General features: G+C 56.2%; 13 protein-coding genes. 9 read left to right on the forward strand and 4 right to left on the reverse strand.

The window, feature by feature from the left end:
- The first annotated feature begins 61 nt into the window (after positions 1-61).
- The 3 genes from R3F50_04310 to R3F50_04320 are packed head-to-tail and all read left to right on the forward strand — an operon-like array spanning position 62 to position 5,201.
- Complete coding sequence (locus R3F50_04310) at positions 62-706, forward strand: thioesterase family protein (GenBank protein ID MEZ5489528.1); 645 nt, start codon at positions 62-64, stop codon at positions 704-706.
- Entirely contained in the window at positions 706-3,876 is a 3,171-nt protein-coding gene (locus R3F50_04315; protein ID MEZ5489529.1) for an outer membrane lipoprotein-sorting protein, read from the forward strand. The genes R3F50_04310 and R3F50_04315 overlap by 1 nt, the downstream gene beginning before the upstream one ends.
- Positions 3,877-3,890: 14 nt before the next feature.
- Positions 3,891-5,201: a DUF1302 family protein gene (locus tag R3F50_04320; GenBank protein MEZ5489530.1), complete on the forward strand. Its 1,311-nt coding sequence runs from the start codon at positions 3,891-3,893 to the stop codon at positions 5,199-5,201.
- A 100-nt stretch (positions 5,202-5,301) separates the two neighbouring features.
- On the opposite strand, the gene R3F50_04325 is transcribed toward R3F50_04320, so the two are convergent.
- Positions 5,302-7,599: a DUF5916 domain-containing protein gene (locus R3F50_04325; protein ID MEZ5489531.1), complete on the reverse strand. Its 2,298-nt coding sequence runs from the start codon at positions 7,597-7,599 to the stop codon at positions 5,302-5,304.
- A 557-nt stretch (positions 7,600-8,156) separates the two neighbouring features.
- Here R3F50_04325 and R3F50_04330 point away from each other — a divergent pair.
- Positions 8,157-9,593: a serine hydrolase gene (locus R3F50_04330; GenBank protein ID MEZ5489532.1), complete on the forward strand. Its 1,437-nt coding sequence runs from the start codon at positions 8,157-8,159 to the stop codon at positions 9,591-9,593.
- Between the two features lie 111 nt (positions 9,594-9,704).
- Here the strand turns inward: R3F50_04330 and R3F50_04335 are convergent, their stop codons facing one another.
- Positions 9,705-10,253: a retropepsin-like aspartic protease gene (locus R3F50_04335; GenBank protein ID MEZ5489533.1), complete on the reverse strand. Its 549-nt coding sequence runs from the start codon at positions 10,251-10,253 to the stop codon at positions 9,705-9,707.
- 356 nt (positions 10,254-10,609) lie between these two features.
- On the opposite strand from R3F50_04335, the gene R3F50_04340 reads away from it, so the two are divergent.
- Both R3F50_04340 and R3F50_04345 read left to right on the forward strand, forming a co-directional pair.
- Positions 10,610-10,969 (forward strand): hypothetical protein, encoded by a 360-nt coding sequence (locus tag R3F50_04340; GenBank protein MEZ5489534.1) that lies wholly within the window; start codon positions 10,610-10,612, stop codon positions 10,967-10,969.
- Positions 10,970-11,206: 237 nt separating this feature from the next.
- Positions 11,207-11,908, forward strand: coding sequence for a DUF2490 domain-containing protein (locus R3F50_04345; protein ID MEZ5489535.1), 702 nt, complete (start codon positions 11,207-11,209; stop codon positions 11,906-11,908).
- On the opposite strand, the gene R3F50_04350 is transcribed toward R3F50_04345, so the two are convergent.
- Both R3F50_04350 and R3F50_04355 read right to left on the reverse strand, forming a co-directional pair.
- The gene (locus R3F50_04350; protein MEZ5489536.1) at positions 11,886-12,875 is read right to left on the reverse strand and encodes a M56 family metallopeptidase; all 990 of its coding nucleotides are present in this window, start codon (positions 12,873-12,875) and stop codon (positions 11,886-11,888) included. The genes R3F50_04345 and R3F50_04350 overlap by 23 nt on opposite strands.
- Complete coding sequence (locus tag R3F50_04355) at positions 12,868-13,287, reverse strand: BlaI/MecI/CopY family transcriptional regulator (GenBank protein MEZ5489537.1); 420 nt, start codon at positions 13,285-13,287, stop codon at positions 12,868-12,870. Before R3F50_04355 ends, R3F50_04350 begins: the two co-directional genes overlap by 8 nt.
- Positions 13,288-13,850: 563 nt before the next feature.
- On the opposite strand from R3F50_04355, the gene R3F50_04360 reads away from it, so the two are divergent.
- The 3 genes from R3F50_04360 to R3F50_04370 all read left to right on the forward strand — a co-directional run bounded on the left by R3F50_04360 (position 13,851) and on the right by R3F50_04370 (position 17,192).
- Positions 13,851-15,911, forward strand: a complete 2,061-nt coding sequence (locus tag R3F50_04360; protein ID MEZ5489538.1) for a TonB-dependent receptor — start codon at positions 13,851-13,853, stop codon at positions 15,909-15,911.
- Positions 15,912-16,009: 98 nt separating this feature from the next.
- On the forward strand, positions 16,010-16,783 hold the full coding sequence (locus R3F50_04365; GenBank protein ID MEZ5489539.1) for a HupE/UreJ family protein: 774 nt from the start codon (positions 16,010-16,012) through the stop codon (positions 16,781-16,783).
- Positions 16,773-17,192: a hypothetical protein gene (locus R3F50_04370; protein ID MEZ5489540.1), complete on the forward strand. Its 420-nt coding sequence runs from the start codon at positions 16,773-16,775 to the stop codon at positions 17,190-17,192. Before R3F50_04365 ends, R3F50_04370 begins: the two co-directional genes overlap by 11 nt.
- The last annotated feature ends 218 nt before the right edge of the window (positions 17,193-17,410 follow it).

Raw genomic sequence — 17,410 nt, forward strand, 5'->3', positions numbered from 1 at the left:
AGGAGAAAGTCCGCCAGTGTCACAGATTTGCCACAAAAGCTCACAGAGCCAGGTTACATGGTTGACGGGTAAAATTAATCCTGTAATGTATCAGCGCTCCAGTAATTCGAATAAAAACGATCCCGCCGTGAACCTGTACCTGCGACTCTTACTTGTCCTGCTCAAGAATATGACGGTCAGTCCGCGCCATCACAGTCATGCCTGTGAAAGCCGGTTCCGCGTTTTACCTCATGATCTGGATGCCTTCGGTCACATGAACAACGGCCGCTACCTGCAGATCATGGATGTGGCACGTGCCGAGTGGATGATGCAGACCGGCGTCGCCAGCGCCATCCGCCAGAACCGCTGGGGGCCTGTTCTGGGAGGCGGTTTTACCCGCTTCCGCCATTCAATGAAGCTATGGCAGAGTTACAGCGTCCTGACCCGCCTGCTCGGTTGGGATAACCACTGGTTTTACCTGGAACACTGCTTCCTCGATAAGCAGCAGCGCTATGTGGCGGTCGGCGTCACCCGGGCAGGTCTGCGCAAAAAGGGGGCATGGGTCCCCGCCCAGAAGGTTGCCAACATCGTGGCACCAGGTGCCACTTCGCCTCTGATACCGGATCACGTACTGGAATGGCTTGAACTTGAACAGCGTATGTACCAGCACGGCAAGGAACATTGGCAACAACACATCGAGATCAAAAATTACAAAAAGGCCGGCTGATGTTTTTACTGAATACCAGAACTCGGGACTTTTTCCAGACCGTCACTTCCCATCCACGCCTGGCACTCGTGGGTGCCCTGCTGATCATAGCGCTGACGGCTTCCGGATTAACCCAACTGGTCAAAGACACCTCAGTAAAGGCTTTCATCCCGCCAGGTCACCCGGCCCTGCTGGCTGACCAGAAAGCCGCAGAGCTGTTCGGTTTATCGGACACAATGGCCGTGGCTATCATTACCAACGACGGCAGTTCGATTTTCAGTGCCGGGACACTGGCACTCATCGATGAACTGACCCAACAGATTGCCGGCCTGCCCAATATTCAATTTGACCGGGTTTCAAGCCTGGCAACGGAATCCTCCATCAGCGGTGACGGTGGTGCAATCTTCGTAGACCCTTATATAGACCCTTTCGAGCTCAGCCCGGAGTTCATTGCCGACAGCCGGGCCCGCTGGCTTTCCATGACGCCCCATCAGGGCACTCTGGTCAGTGAGGACGAAAGCGGCGCTGTCATCATGGCCGAACTGGTGGATTCCGATCTGGCCGCCGAAACCTATCAGCAGGTGCTGGAGCTGACCGCCGGGATCGAAAGCGATGCCGTTGCCATTCATGTGGCCGGCCCGGCAGCAGTCAGTGGCTATTTGAGCAGCTACATCGACCAGGACGCCAGCAAACTCCAACCCATAGTTTTCATCGTCGTACTGGGTTTTATTTACCTGGCATTTCGCCGCTTCTCCGCCCTGCCCGGCCCGCTGGTTGTGGTCATCGGTGCCGCCGGCGGCGCCCTGGGTATCATGGCCTGGAGTGGCGTGCCCTACTACGCCATCACCAATGCCCTGCCGGTCATTATCGTGGCAATCTCGGTGGCTGATGCCATCCATATTCTGTCCTCGTACTACCAGCATCGGGAACAGGAACCGGACGCCAGCGAGCGGGATCTGATCGTGTCGGCCATGGCCACCATGGCGCGACCAATAACCCTCACCTCCATTACCACCATGGCCGGTTTCATCGGTATCGCCCTCATATCAATCATGCCCCCGATCAGGTTTTTCGCCATTTTTGCCTGCCTGGGGGTGGCACTGGCCTGGCTGTTTTCCATGTTTGTCCTGCCCAACGTGCTGCTGATAATCAGTCCGGGGCACAGTCCGGCGTTCAGGAACTGGAAAGAAAATCGCCCCAGCCGTGTCGGTCAGTTCCTGGCCCACATTGGTACTTCTTCACCGCTGCGCTATCACAGCACTCTTGGGATATTTGTGTTGCTGAGCCTGATCGCCTTCTACGGTGCGTCGATGCTGCGCATCGACCGCTCCCAGGTGGAAAATTTCGCCAGCGACGAGCCTATCCGTATTGCCGATGAACTCATCAATGAGCGCTTTGCCGGTACGGCCTTTCTCGACGTCATCATCGAAGCCGATCAACCGGATGGCATGCTGCAGGTAGCGAACCTGGAAAAGGTCCGCGCCCTGCAGGAGTATATGGAGCAACAGCCGTTCGTAACCAAGACAGTCTCCATTGTTGACTACCTCAGCCAGTTACACGGCGCGATCGAGGACCTGTCGGCGGCCGAAATTGCTGCCCGGGTGCTGCCTGATACCGACGCCGGCATTGCCGAAACACTGTTCGTCTACGAGGTGTCCGGAGACCCGACCGACTTCGAAGAGGAGATCGATGCCGACTATCAGCGAGTACTGGTCCGCGGCGTGCTCGACGCCCACTATTTCAGCGAAACCCGGCAGGCCGTTGAAGCCATGGAACATTACCTGCAGGACAACTTCAATCAACCGGGGCTGACCGCCTCCCTCACGGGCGACGTGGACATCAGCTATAACTGGATGCTGAGCCTGCAGACTTCTCATTTCAATGGTGTTCTCCTTTCCCTGATCCTGGTACTTACCGCCGCAATGGTGGTCTTCAGGTCAACCATTAAAGGCCTGATCTCCGTGCTGCCGGTGGCTTTTACCGTGCTGCTGCTATACGCCTGCATGGGATACCTGGGAATCTACCTGGAGCCGGCCACCTCCATGTTTGCCGCCATTGCACTCGGGGTCGGAGTAGACTTCGCCATCCACCTGGTGGATGGCCTGCACACCGGTATGCTGGAGCATGAGGGAGATCTCAAGAAAGTGGCCCGACTGACCCTGCCGCCAATCGCCAGGGCCTGTTTTTTCAACTCAATGGCGCTGGGCATCGGGTTTTCCGTACTGATGATCAGTGATTTACCCACACTCATTCGATTCGGAGGTCTGATTACCGTGGCATCATTCACCAGTTATCTGGCTGCCCTGCTGATGGTCCCGGCCCTGTTCGCCGTGGAAAAAGACCTGCTCGGGCACCGACCCGCTCCCCGGCGCAGATACCTTGTACCGGTATCGCTGTTGCTGATGGTAGCGGTATTGATGGGCTTCAGCAGCCAGTCCAATGGAGCGGAAGCTGAAGACCAGGCGCAACGCATCGCCGAAGCGGTTGCCAGCCGGGCGGAGGGTACAGCCCTGCGCCGTACCATCGATATGGCACTGACCAGTCGTCGGGGAAGGGTTGAGAACCGCGTTGCGCTGGTTCACAAGCAAAGTGACGACCAACTGCGCATGACCCGAATCACTTTCCTGGAACCGTCGAAGAGCCGCGACGTAACTTTTCTCAGCCACGACTACCATAAACCATCAGCCACCGATGAACGCTGGATGTACCTGCCGACCAGCCGTCGGGTTCGCCGCATCCCGGCCTCCCAGCGAGGCAACAGTTTCCTGGGCACCGACTTTTCCTACGAGGACATTCAATCGGAACTCAAGTTCAAGCTGAGCGATTGGGATTTCCAGTACGATGGCCAGGTAACAGAGGAAGGTCGCGTCCTGCACCGGTTGAAAGGCACGCCGAAAGACGATCGAACCGCCCAGGAACTGGGCTATGGGGCTTTCACTGCCAGTATCGACGAGGAAAGCTGGATGCCGGTGGCGATAGATTTTGTGGACCGGCGAGAACAGCCACTGAAGTCAATCGTAGTCCATGCCTTCGAGCTGATCGATGGTATCTGGACGCCGCTGCGGATTGAGGCTTCCAATCTGCAGACCGGCCATACCACAGAATTCTCTTTTCGCGATATCGAGTATCAACCGGCACTTGGTGATGCACTTTTTGAACCGCAGACGCTTAGTCGCGGTCTGCCCGACTAGGAGAAGACATCAACATGGTTAGAATTCTGCTCGCTACCATCAGTGGGTGTGCGTTAGGACTGTCGGCAATCTCGTCAGCAGCGGAATTGGAAGACTTTTCTCTCTCCTCAAACCTTAGTTACGGCTATGGCACTGACTCCGAAATTTCCATGCAGGGGCAGCTGGAGATGCTGCCGGCATTCGATTTTACCTTGTCTGATAACGTCGCCCTGCGCGCCTCCGGACGGCTCCGGGTCGACGCCAAAGACCTGCTGGAACCGGGCCGGGGGCCACTGGAAAACTACACGCCCGCCAGCGAGCCTTTAAATATCGGACCTACTGGCACAGCGGAGATTCGCGACCTGTACCTTGAGTTCCGCCAGGGTGCCGGACTGTCAAGATTCGGCAAGCAGCAGATCGTTTGGGGCAGGCTTGACGGCATCAAAGTGCTGGACGTACTCAATCCGCAGGATTTTCGCGAGTTTATAATTGACGACTTCGAGGATTCCCGTATCAGCCTCTGGAGCGGCTATTTTGATTACACCCTGGGGGATTGGCGGGCCGAACTGGCGATCATCCCCGACAGCTCGGGGCATACCATCCCGAACAGCGGTGCCTGGTTCGAACTGCAGGCACCCCGCTTCAGATTTGGCAGCAGCACAGCTCAGCCAACCCCACCGCTCCGTTATGAGCAACCCGGATTGTCGCTTGCAGAAACCGGCGTCGGTCTGCGTATGACCCGAGCTATCGACCTGTTTGAGTTCAGCCTGGTAGCCTACTCGGGCATGGATTCAGAACCTTTGGGACGGCTCGAGCAGGCAGGGCAGGAGTTAGTGCTGGAACGTTACTACGAGCGTCAGGACACCGTGGGATTCAGCCTCGACATGGGGTTCGGATCAGCAGTGTTTCGCGCCGAATATGCCTATCAGCCTGACCGCTTTTTCAATTCCCGATCACCCCTGGGCCTGGAAGCAACTCAACTGGACCAGCACCGCGGCGCTGTGGGAATCGATGTAGAAGGGCCGCTGGCGATTTTCGCCAACGTCCAGTTTCTGGTCGACCATATCAGCGATGCCCCGGCAAACCTCGTGCGCCCGGCACAGGACCAGGTTGCCACCTTTTTTCTCCGCAGAACTTTCCTCTACGATACGCTGACCATGGAGGCCAGATGGTACCGCTCGTTCACGGACGACGACCACCTGACTTCATTCAGTATCGATTATGCGCTGACGGAGTCCCTGTCAGTGGAATTGGCGGCCCAATCGTTCAGCGGTATCAGAGCAGGTCTGTTCGGGCAGTTCGCGGATCGCGACCGGATCAGCCTCAGCCTTCAGCATACATTCTGATGGCCCTTCAGACGGGGCAACAGGCTTTTGACGAACTGCATCTCTGGCTATAGAAATCCACCTGCGAAGCAGTTGATGCAGGGGCTATTTCAATAACCTGCTACGAACCGAACCGGTACCGTAATCGAAACGCGAAGGTATCGACGATTGGCTGATTCCAGGTCCTTTCGATCATATCGGAGAAATTGTCGAAGCTGTCCCGAGGCAGGTTGCTGCCGCGGGTATAGACCAGAAAAAGATCCGACAATGGCGCTATTTCCCAGCGATAACGGGCCTGAAAGGTCATCCGGCTGATGACAAAATCATCCGGCGTATCGTTGGGTTTGGCAATTGGTGTAAGCGGATCGCCGCTTTCCGGTGAGCTTTGCCAGAACCGGTCTTCGTATGCTTTCAAACCGTTATACTGCATTGAGAAGCGGATCTGCTGACGCGGACCGATGAAATAGTTGAACTCCATGTTCGGGGCCCACTGATGGGCTTCGAAACTGGTGTACCTGCCACCGCCGCGGTGCAACAGCAACGCTTCCTGGTCCGTGTAGCGCACGTTTATTTCCGAAGAAAAGCGGTCGGTTGGCCGCCAGACGACTCCGGCGCTGGTTGTAACATTGGCGGGCCCCAGATCATCGGTATTCCAGTCAAGGCCGACGTTGAACGCCAGCGGCACGGAAGGATCGGACTCAAAACCCACATTGGCTGCATAGCGGGTGGGGATTTTAAAATCCCCGGTACCACGTCCGAGCCGGTCATCGAACCGGCTGGGGAACACGCGCAATGAATAAGAAAAGGTATCGTTATTTAGGAAGTTGTAATTCTGATTAAAGAACATGCCCAGGCGCACCGGGCGGCCATCCACATTCCACTGATTAGTGACAATCCAAAACGTGTTGCGCGAACGCAGTGAGGGAATGTCAGATTCCACCACACTGTAGTTGTAATCCAGGTTCATCTGATCGTTACGGGTCAGGAATCCGAGTTCGTTGATATCCAGTTTTTCATCAAAGTAGGTGGCACGCACAGTGTGCTGCTTGCCACGCTCGGGCCGGAAGCCGAAATCCGCCATGCCGCCGTAACCCGTTTCGCCGTCCTTGTCGGAGCGCATAAAGCTGGAATCGATGACCCAGCGGTTGTCGGCGGAAAAATAGTGAGCGTCGATTGCATTCACGGTTTCATCGATTTCCGGGTGGTTTACACTCGTACCCATCCAGCCGATACTGCGACGCCCACCCTGGGCCGTGTCCTCATACAGCACCCGCGCCACCAGAAAGTCCCGGCCCTCCGACTCGAGCGTCAACTTGCTGCCGTCTTCGAGTACGCCGTCTATCTCCATGTTGTCCTCGGACGCCAGCAGAGTTCCGTAGCGAAACGCTCCCGACTGACCGGTGAACTTGACCGCGCCCAGCAGGTCACTGGGTGCACTCAGATCGGTGGGCACCACCGTCACATCGTCCGGCACATCGAAAATCGGGGCGCGCCCTATGCGGCGCGTGTTCACTAACTGAATAGGTCCTCCTGGACCACCGGGATTGGAATGGCGCGGATGGGTAATAAATATATCCTGGCCCTCGAGAAAGAAATTCCTTTGCTCGGGAAAAAACTGTTCGAAGGCAGTCAGATTCACCACCACGTCATCCGCCTGGATACTGCCGAAGTCCGGATTGAGCGTGGCGGACAACTGCGTGTTCAGAGTGGGGCGCCAGTAGATATCCGCCCCTACCTTATAAGTATCCTCATGCCGGATTCCGTCATGCACGCCGCCGATAAAGGGGAAATAGGTCAGCTGATTAGTGGGTTCAACACCCGGCATTTCGTACTTGGTAAAGGCCGACAGAAATTCATTGACTGTCCGGGGCAGTGGCGGATTGGACCAGGTATCGCCGTTCAGGTAGCCAACCTGACGTTCAAAGTAAAACCCCATCACGCGATTGGTATCGTCCTGGGGCAGAGCCATCATGGACCAGGGAATATAGACCTCGGCACTCCAGCCATCGTCCAGTTCCGAAGTTCTGCCGTTCCAGTTCCCGTCCCACTGCATGTTCATCTGCCGCTCCGGCAGGATGGTGGCATCGGTCATGGTTTCGCCCAGATTAAGGCGGATAAAGTACCCATAAAGTCCCTGGCCGGAAGGATCGATGCCGATTACCACACCGTCCCGGGCCAATCGGGTGTCCCGGGAAGTCATGCGCGCCACCAGTGTTTCCCGGGGTTGGAAATTCATGATTCCGATATAGATGCCGCGCTCGCTGTAAAACATGCGGACGTGGGTTTCGTGAGGCGCATCGACAAGAGTATCCGGATCGATGACCTGCATACCGTCAATGACTGGCAGGTTTTTCCAGACTTCCTCGTCCAGGTCGCCATCCAGCTGAAAATCATTGTCGGCTTCAGCGATTCGCGTCACGCGCGGCAGAAGCTGCTGCGCCTCAGCAATTCCGTTACTTAATCCGACCACCAAAAGGATAAATAAGACTGAGGTGCTACGTAGGAATTTTCGCAACGGATAAAGCGGATTAACAAGCATCGGGACATTCCAGTCTGGCGTGGCAGAACAAGTTTCAGCCACGTGGCGCAAAATGCGTAAACACTAGCCCCGATATCCGGCCGTGTCCAGTCACTGATTGTAACGCTCACCCCATGTCAGAGACGGTCAAACGCAGGAAGTGTCTACACCAGTGCCCGGGAGGATCCACAGCTGTCATTTGCCAAAACAGCGGGATCCCTGTTCTCCACTGAGAGGTCACCTCGACCACATTTCTTCGGGTAAAAAGGCGCTTGGCTGCTGCCCGCTTCGGCGGAGTTTCCTTGCGGCCCAACCCCAACCACTTTAATCCGTCCTCGTTTAAGACTATTCTCTGGGGACAGTCTGACCGATCGGGGCAGAATTGCCCACCCTGATCGGCAGCATTCAGCGGTACCCGGCATTCTAACAGTCCATGACTTAACCGGAAGGTGACTCTGATGAAAAAACTCTCCACTACCCTGCTCTGGGCATTAACCTTATGCCTCGGCCATACGTCAGCGCTGGCCCAACAGGACGAATCCTACGATTACTGGCAAAGCCAGCGGGAAATGATCAGCCGCGGTCAACAGGCTGTCTTCATGTGCAATGGCCTGTTTACCTCCCATCGTGGCATGGAGGAAATTTTCGCCCAGGAACTGGCTTTCCTGCCTGAGCCGGTCGGCACAGCGGCTGGCGGGGATTACATGGTGTACTGGAACCTTAAGGCCGTGGAGGTTGGCAAAGCCGGCACCGTGCCTACCATGCGGGCCGTGTTTCGCGAAGGCATCGGCTGTATTATCCTGCCGCCGGATCAGTCTCTGGCGGACATCGATCGGCTGCCAGAACTCACGCTACCCATGCCGCCGGGTGATCCATCGCGCATTCCCTGGCCGGACGGCGATCTCATAGAAGACACCCGGCTACCTGACAATGTCGACGCGGCAGCCTTGCAGGCAGCCTCCGACTGGGCATTCAACCGCCCTTCCCCCGAGCAGGTCACCATCAGTCTGCTGGTCGTTCACAATGGCCAGATCATTCACGAGCGCTACGCGCCCGGGTTTGACATGCGTACGCGAACCCGCACCTGGTCGACAGCCAAGAGCATAGCCACCACCCTGATCGGCATGCTGGTGGACGAGGGCAGAATGGCGCTGGATGAGCCGTTGGGGTTCGACTGGTATCCGCAGACCGCCGACAGTGAACACGATCCACGCAATGGCATAACTCTGCGCCATGTGCTCAACATGTCCAGCGGACTGGAGACTATCGACAATAATCGCTTGGAATATGCCACCGGCTCCGGACTGTCTTATTGGGCAGGCGCCAGCTCCGTTGCCGGTGCCCGCAGCCGCGGACTGATTCGCGAACCGGGCACCCACTGGGACTACGAGAACTATGACACTCTGCTGGGTGTCTATGCCATGAAGCGGGCCCTGGGCGGCGAAAAAGCTTATGCGGAGTTCCCCCGCACAGCACTGCTGGACCGGATCGGCATGCGCAATACCCTGGTGAGCACCGATCGTTTCGGCGACTTCATTCTCAGCAGCCAGGTGTACACCAATGCACGTGACCTGGCACGGTTTGGTTTGTTGTATCTTCAGAATGGCGTCTGGAACGGTGAACGACTGCTGTCAGAGGAATGGATCGAATTCGTCCGCACTCCGGCACCGGCAACAGTCGGTCGCGGCGGTCAATACGGGGGGCAGTGGTGGCTGGTTCCGGAAAATCGTGACGACGTGCCGAAAGATGCCTACTCTACTTCGGGCAATCGCGGGCAATACACGGTGGTCGTGCCGTCACACAACCTGGTGATTGTGCGACGTGGCCTGGACTACGGGCGGCAGGGATTTGACCGCTGGGCTCTGACCCGCGAAGTCATCAAGGCACTGGACTGAGTCTGGCAACCGGAGCCCCCTGGCCACGGCTGGCAGGAAGCTGCAGAGCTGGACCCGCAATCTCCGCTTCCGGACACAGCGGGCAGACACATTTCGGGAGCCGGAGTCTGCTCAGTCCCGCAGGGAAATCTGTTGCGCTGTATAGCCGCATTGCGACAGCCCCAGAACCGGGGGCGAAGTTGAAATAGCAAAGGGGGCCGCCTGTTGCAGAGCATTCATACCCAACAGATTGCGCCCGCCCTGCTTCAGGACGGCTACTTCTACGGGGCCCAGGTCACACCCGCTGCCCAGTGAAAAGTGCTCAACCTGATAGACATCCAACACTTCCACCTTGCCGCTCGCCAGGCGCGCCCCAACACGGCGAACCTTGACAGCCATGCCGCCCCCATCCTGTATCTGTTTAAACAGCGCCGAACTGACCGTAACCATACTGGCACCAGTGTCCAGCAGAAACTCCATTTCAATCCCGCCCAGCGTTCCACTCACAGAGAAACTGCCGGCACTGGACGCGCTGAGGGGCACGCTGTGGGCAAACAGTGCACTGAAATCCAGTTGTTCCTGTGCCTGCACATCGACAGCTCCTGTAAAGCCGACAAAAGCCAGAACAATCAACATTCCCCGGCGAGTCAGGCTCGACGCTCCTGTTGGGCATTGTGACATGGGTTGCTCCTGTAATCTGGAGAGACTTGTTATTTCTCTGAATCACAGGGTTGCAAATTCCAGGCCATTTATATCTGCTTGTTTTTTAATAAGTTATTTTTTCAACCTCGAAAAACGTGCCCGAGCATAGGGCTTTACGCACTTTTATGGTGCAATGCGCAAAACAAGACTCAGCTCCCATCTAAAACCCCCTTGTTTATTGGCCTCTGGCGCATACCGGGCATTCGTCTGTGTAGTGATAGACATGATCTATAGCCAATTACGGGTATTTCTATAGATGAACTGTGCCCTAATTCAGTACACTGATTTCGCTGTTTAAATCTGGATGAAATATCGTTGATACGGAGGTAGTAATCATGCGTAATTCAGTCTTCGCTACATGTCTCGCGGGCGCCCTGCTCTCGCTGTCGACATCCGCAGTCCTGGCGGATACAACCGGCGAGGAAATGGTCAAAGTATGGAAAGTCGACTTCTCCGGGCGTCCCCCGTTCAAGCGTCAGTTGATCGAACTGCCTGCGGCTGATGTGGCCCGACTTGAAGCCTCCGACGAAGTGCTGGAAACCGAGCGCGTCTGGACGGTCAACTACAAAGGCAGACCGCCATTTCGACGCCGATTCGAAGATGTCCCGGTGATCGACGCAGCCAGCCTCGAAACGGAGCAAGTTGAAGACGCAGACCGTAAGAAACCGCTGGGATCCTTCAAGCGACATCGTTAACGCTTGATTCGCCCCGACAGTGACATTACTCTCGGGGCGAAGGCAAACAGTCTTAATGCAACTGAATCTACCCCGAACTGAAATCCAATCTTTTCAGCTCGGGGTACTTGTTTAAGGCGCACGCCAAAACCCCCTGCCCTGTCGGGGACTCCAGAAGCCCTACGATACCTGAACCTGAACCTGAGATCAGCCGGGCCCAAATTCATCCACGCGGCCACCGGCTGTATGGGAGTAGTAATGAAGCACCCTCTTGTTGTCTTCACGTGGCTTGTATTAGCCCAGACAGTCAGTCCTGCCGTTTCTGCCCAGGTCGATGAAGACGAAACCGGCGCCTGGTACATGTACCTGTGGAACACCTCGCTGGAAAACAGCAACTTCGGTTTTCAAGGAGATATCCAACACCGTAACTGGGACCTGGGAGGCGACCTGGAACAGCTGCTGGTCCGGGGCGGCGCAACCTGGTCTCCGGAAGATTCCAATGTCACCTATACCCTCGGCCTGGCCCATATCACCTCCGGCGCCTACGGTCGCAGCGACAACAAGTCCCGGGAAAGACGCCTGTACCAGGAAGCCCTGGTACCTCAGCTGTTGGGCTCCAAGGTGTTTCTGACCCACCGCTTCCGTTTCGAGCAGCGGGACGTTGACGATCAGGATTTTCGCACCCGCTTCCGTTATTTCGTGGCCCTGAACTACCCATTCAATCAGGACACCCTTGGGCAGGGCGCGATCTACCTTTCCCTCTATAACGAATTGTTCGTCAACCTGGAGCAGGACATCGGCAACAATCGACAGGTGGATTACTTTGATCGCAATCGCACCTATGCCGCGCTCGGTTACAGCCTGACCGACTCAATACGCCTGCAGTTTGGCTATATGCACCAGGAAACCGACAACCTGGGCAAGGGGCAATTGCAGTTCAACCTGTTCCACCGGTTCTAGCCCCGATAACGGGAAAATCCGCCAGGTGAAAGAACAGTTCCACCCCGTGGTGCAGAGGATCAACCAGCAACACGCTGCAGACCAGCAATCCAAGCGCGCAGAGCACTGAACTGTGTGGCGCACTGCGGGCGGCCGGACTCAATAATATTCTGATACGTCGTTCGATTTCAGCGCCGGTAAATGCCGAACTGACCGTGGCGCCATAATAATCAAACTGGCTCGGTGCAAGGCGTTGAACTTTCAGCAGGGTAGTTGCCACCGCCAGGTTATCGCTGCCCCCGGCTGCGGCCAGATCGCAGGCTGATTCCGTGAAAACATGTAAGTCCGCATACAGTTTCTTACCAAGCCCTGGAGGCAGAACAAGCAGAAACAATCGGGCCAGCAACAGGCGTGCATTATCCAGCCGGCGCACATGCTCACGCTCATGGGCGAGAATGATCGTCACATCCGTCTCACTGCACCGATTGAGAAGTCCACTGGTCAGAAAAATATGGTTCTTCCACCAGCCGAGCGTAAACACCAGCGGATTTTCATCGTCAATCAACCAATAGTGTTTTCCAGGCCTGCCCATCGCTTTCAATTGGCCTGCCAGGCGATGCCCGACGCTGACGTGGAATCTGAATCGCGCAGCCAGCAACAGTAGAACCGCAGCCAATACTGCCAGACCGATGCCGGCCAACCACGGTGACTCAACCAGCGGAGCGTGCGCCTGACAGTTTGTGTGGCAGTGCTCAGCGACCAGACTGGCTTCCAGCCCCGGCGTAAACAGCAACATTGTTGAGACCAGGCTCAATACTACCGGAAAGGCCAACAGAACCAGCAACAGAGAACTGGCATCCGCAGGATGCAGACGACACAATTGTCGACGCAGCAGAGGATAGAGAATCAACAGAAGGGAGCTGCAGAGAAACCAGGTACCTAACCAGACTGTAGCAAAGGAGCCTGTCACCGTCAGTAGACTATTCATGATCCCTCCGATCACGCCGCTTCCTCTGAATCAGTGCTTCCAGCTGGTCAAGCGCGTTACCGTCCAGACGCTCGGCTACATTGACGAAGCTGCTCAGGATGGTGTCGGCCTGGCCATCGTGCAGTAGCTGAATAACATCCCGCAACATGGAACCCATAAGTTCTCCGCGGCTCTGGAGCGGATAATAGCGGAAAGCATGCCCCTGCTTCTCCCGGCTCAAATAGTTCTTTTTTACCAGCCGCTCCAGGGTGGATTGCACGGTGCTGAGCGACATACGCCGCTCCACAGTCATTTTTTCCAGCAGACTCCTGGCATCCACACCCGGAGTCGCCCAGATATGTTCCATTAAAAGCAGTTCGAGCTCACCCAGCGTGCTGGAGAGAGCATTGTGTGAATGACGATTCTTATCCATGGTCACCGAGGTTCTTCCCCTGCCTATTCTGGCCTGCCTGATTGCCCGTCCTGTCCATTGATTGTGCCTGCCGCCGATCTGGCAGCTTCTCTCGCGATCTCTTGGCCTCTTGGTCTCTTGGTCTCTTGGTCTCTTAATCGATTAATCGATTAATCGCTTGATGGTTCTTCCCTTTCTCCCCTGCAGCTATGCAGCAAACCAATCCTGTGCCTCGGAAAACCCTTTCAGATTGTGGCGCAAGATCTCAGTCAGGCACAAAGCTCTGATCAAAGGTGCAAAACTTCTATAGCGAGTCGGTTTTAAAGATTCCCCGAAAGACCCTCAAATCGCACTTAACCTGTTGTTTTTTATATGTATTAAAAAGCACGCCAAAAGCGGTGCTTGTTGGTGCCGGGCTTCTCGACGACACTCCACCGTCCAGCTTCGAGCCTCCGCAGAGCAGAATTCCCGCAGCCTCTGTAGGGGCCGACGCCGAACCAATGAGCGCCGGGAGTTGAATGCTTTCGAGCCACGTTTTTAACACGGATCTCTCTATCAGGGAAATAATTAAGGAGTTTAAACCCATGCCCAGTTTTTCGCGGATTGTGTTGCTCTCAAGCCTCGCGACCTGGTCCAGTGCACTGACAGCCCAGCCGGTGACAGTGGATTCCATTGAGGTGATAGGCCGCCGGGTCAACCTGGTGGGAACGGCAGTTTCAGCCTCCGAGGGTCGTGTGGGTCACGAAGAGCTGCAGGCGCGTCCGCTGCTGCGTACGGGTGAAATACTGGAGTCCGTACCGGGATTGGTGGCCACCCAGCACAGCGGCAGCGGCAAGGCCAATCAGTTTTTCCTGCGCGGGTTCAACCTTGACCACGGCACCGACTTCGCCACGTCCATCGACGGAATGCCCATTAACATGCGCACGCATGGACATGGCCAGGGTTACACAGATTTAAACTTTATCATTCCAGAATTGGTGGAAGAGATAACTTATCGAAAAGGTTCCTATTATGCTGAGGTCGGTGACTTCTCCGGTGCCGGGGCCGCCCACATGACATCCCTTGCTCATCGCCCGGAGCCACGAGTCTCACTGGCCATCGGGGAATTCAAGTTCAATCGTCTGCTGGCAACCGGTGGGCTTGAAACTCTCGGCGGCGACTTCGTTTATGGCCTGGAGTTGCAGGGATACGAGGGCCCCTGGGACGCGATCGATGAGGACATTGAAAAAACCAATCTGTGGTTGAAGCAAAGCTGGCAGGCCGGAGACAACCGCTTTGCCCTGCAATTCATGGGCTATGACAACAGTTGGAATTCGGCCGACCAGATACCTGATCGAGCCGTGCGAAGCGGTCTGATTACCAAGCTGGGCTCCATTGACACCACCGTCGGCGGTGAATCCTCCCGCTACAGCCTCTCTCTTAACTGGCAGAGAGACACTGAAAATGGAAGATGGTCGGGGGCAGCCTACGCAATCGACTACGACATGGAGCTGTGGTCAAACTTCAGTTACTTTACCCAGGATTCAGGGGATCAATTTCAACAGACGGACAAGCGCCTGGTCTCCGGCGGCGAACTCAAGTGGCAGCAAACCTCCAGCCTGAACGGCATGGAGATGACCAACACCTTCGGGACCCAGCTGCGACGGGATGACATTCGCAAGGTAGGTCTGCGCAGCACCGCTGCCAGACAGTTTCTCGGCGACATCAGACTCGACAGTGTTGACCAGTGGAGCGCCGGCCTGTACTGGGAGAACCAACTGCAGCTTACTGACCGCCTGCGCAGTATTTTCGGACTGCGCTATGACTACTATGACTTTGATGTCAGGGCGCTGGCAGCGGCCAATCCCGCCACTCTGAGCCTGAACTCAGGCACGGCTGATGACGACATTGTCACCGCCTCCCTGAATCTAGCCTACGCCCTGAACGACAGCAATGAGGTGTATGTGGGTATCGGGCAGGGCTTCCACAGCAACGATGCCCGCGGTACAACCATTTCATTGGACCCGGTGACGGGTGAAAATGTCCTCCCTGTCGATCCCCTTGTTGACACCCTGGGTGCGGAAATCGGCTTCCGCACTTTCGTCAGTGACCGGCTGAATGCCTCGGTCGCCCTCTGGCATCTGGAGATTGACTCGGAACTGTTGTTTGTCGGCGACGCGGGAAATACCGAGGACACCGGCATGGCCAGCAAGCGTCATGGCGTGGAGCTCTCCGCCTACTACCAGCTGGATGAAGCCTGGAAACTGGATTTTGAGTACTCCTATTCCAAGGCCCGCTTCGAAGATCCCGTTGACGGCAGCCGCGACATAGCCGGGGCATTGCAGGATGTTGTGAGTGGCGGCATCAACTTTCAGCCCACCGACCGGCTCAACGCCTACCTGCGTTTCCGCCATTTTGGCGAATTTCCCGTGGGGGGAGGAGAAACTGCGAATGGAAGCAGCATGGTCAATCTCCGCATTGGCTATCAGGTAACGCCAAGGTTGCAGCTTACGCTGGACACTCTGAACCTGCTGGATTCCGATGACCACGACGTGGAGTATTTCTACGAGTCACAACTGCCCGGCGAAGCGGAACCGGTGGAAGACTTCCATTACCACGTCTTCGAACCCAGATCATTCCGGTTCTATATCAATTATCAGTTCTGAAGCCGAACACAGAAGCCTGAAATAAAGGGTCACACCAGCATCGGCTGGGGAGTGAGTAACTGGCTTCGAACCAACTTCAGGAATCGGGGGCAAATTGCATGACGGGAATCTTCAAACGCGCGGTGCAGTGTGTTCTGGTGCTGCTGTCAGCGGCAAGTAGCCACACACTGGCCCATGACGTGTCGGAAGTTGCACGGGAGCGAATGCAGAACGGCGGCATAATGGACTACATCTGGACCGGCGCCGAGCATATGCTGACAGGATACGACCACCTGCTGTTCCTGCTGGGTGTCATGTTCTTCCTGACCCGCTTCGTCGACATCCTCAAGTTCGTCACGGCCTTTACTGTGGGTCATACCATTACATTAGTGTTCGCCACCTATGCTGGTATCAGTGCAGATCACTATCTGATTGACGCCGTGATCGCAACGACCGTGATCTACAAGGGCTTTGAGAACCTGGACGGATTTCGACGCTGGCTGGGCACTGCGGCACCGAGCCTGATCTACATGGTGTTTGCCTTCGGCCTGATACATGGTTTCGGCCTGTCGGCACGTTTACAGGACCTTACACTGGCGACAGAAAGCGGACTGTTGAGCAAGATCCTGTTCTTCAATCTCGGCGTGGAACTGGGACAGATCGCGGCTCTGCTGGTGATGGGCGTCGTGATCCGGGCCTGGCAGCAAACCACCGTTTGGGAACCCATTACCCGCGTCGTCAATGCTGCACTGATTTTCTTTGGTTTTCTGTTGCTGTTGTTCCAGTTGCACGGTTATTTGCATGAGCAGGGACACGTGCACGGTCCGGCGACAACCGACAGTGCTGCTGGTGTCCCGCACAGCCACGACGGAGGACCAATGCATGTTCACTAATAAGCTCACCAGGCTACTGACAGGATTGTGTCTCGCACTTTGCGCGTCGTTGCTTACTGCCCAGGAATTACAGTTGGACCTGCTCAGCAACGGCGCACTCATTATCGGAGTCGTCAGCCAGGCCGATGGCAGCCCCGCCGCGAATCTTCCAGTGCGGGTCGCACTGGCAACTCAGCCGGAGAACACGATTGCCACGCTGCAAACCGACCCGGTCGGCATCTTCACCTTCACTGGAAATTACGATACCAGCTATCGCGCCACAGTGGGCAGCACGACCGCAGAAGTCGCGCTGGGCGCCGCCCCGCCGCAACCCCTCACCTGGCCACCGATCTATGTGACGCTGGGTATCCTGCTGCTGCTTTCCCTCATACCCGCCCGAATGCTGCGCAGAAAAGACCTGCCGTCTTGAGTGGAACGTTTTGCTCTCTGAAAGCCGATCGGTGTGATCGGCCACACTGCTCTACCTTAAGTGTTCAAGGCTGCCAGGCATAACTGATCTTGGCAATAATCATGCGGTTGCCGGTTTCTATGGAGTCGAGACCAGCAAACTGAATCTGTCCGTTTGGCACGGGCCAGATCTCCTTATTCAGGACTAGAGGCTGCTTAGCATCTCGACGGGGAATGTGG

The sequence above is a fragment of the Gammaproteobacteria bacterium genome, from assembly GCA_041395725.1.
Taxonomy (GTDB): Bacteria; Pseudomonadota; Gammaproteobacteria; order Pseudomonadales; family Pseudohongiellaceae; genus NORP240.

Excerpts from the sequence above, each read along its gene's own strand:
- R3F50_04315 (MEZ5489529.1), top strand. The coding sequence starts at position 706 with ATGTTTTTACTGAATACCAGAACTCGGGACTTTTTCCAGACCGTCACT.
- R3F50_04320 (MEZ5489530.1), top strand. The coding sequence starts at position 3,891 with ATGGTTAGAATTCTGCTCGCTACCATCAGTGGGTGTGCGTTAGGACTG.
- R3F50_04330 (MEZ5489532.1), top strand. The coding sequence starts at position 8,157 with ATGAAAAAACTCTCCACTACCCTGCTCTGGGCATTAACCTTATGCCTC.
- R3F50_04335 (MEZ5489533.1), bottom strand. The coding sequence starts at position 10,253 with ATGTCACAATGCCCAACAGGAGCGTCGAGCCTGACTCGCCGGGGAATG.
- R3F50_04340 (MEZ5489534.1), top strand. The coding sequence starts at position 10,610 with ATGCGTAATTCAGTCTTCGCTACATGTCTCGCGGGCGCCCTGCTCTCG.
- R3F50_04345 (MEZ5489535.1), top strand. The coding sequence starts at position 11,207 with ATGAAGCACCCTCTTGTTGTCTTCACGTGGCTTGTATTAGCCCAGACA.
- R3F50_04350 (MEZ5489536.1), bottom strand. The coding sequence starts at position 12,875 with ATGAATAGTCTACTGACGGTGACAGGCTCCTTTGCTACAGTCTGGTTA.
- R3F50_04355 (MEZ5489537.1), bottom strand. The coding sequence starts at position 13,287 with ATGGATAAGAATCGTCATTCACACAATGCTCTCTCCAGCACGCTGGGT.
- R3F50_04360 (MEZ5489538.1), top strand. The coding sequence starts at position 13,851 with ATGCCCAGTTTTTCGCGGATTGTGTTGCTCTCAAGCCTCGCGACCTGG.
- R3F50_04365 (MEZ5489539.1), top strand. The coding sequence starts at position 16,010 with ATGACGGGAATCTTCAAACGCGCGGTGCAGTGTGTTCTGGTGCTGCTG.
- R3F50_04370 (MEZ5489540.1), top strand. The coding sequence starts at position 16,773 with ATGTTCACTAATAAGCTCACCAGGCTACTGACAGGATTGTGTCTCGCA.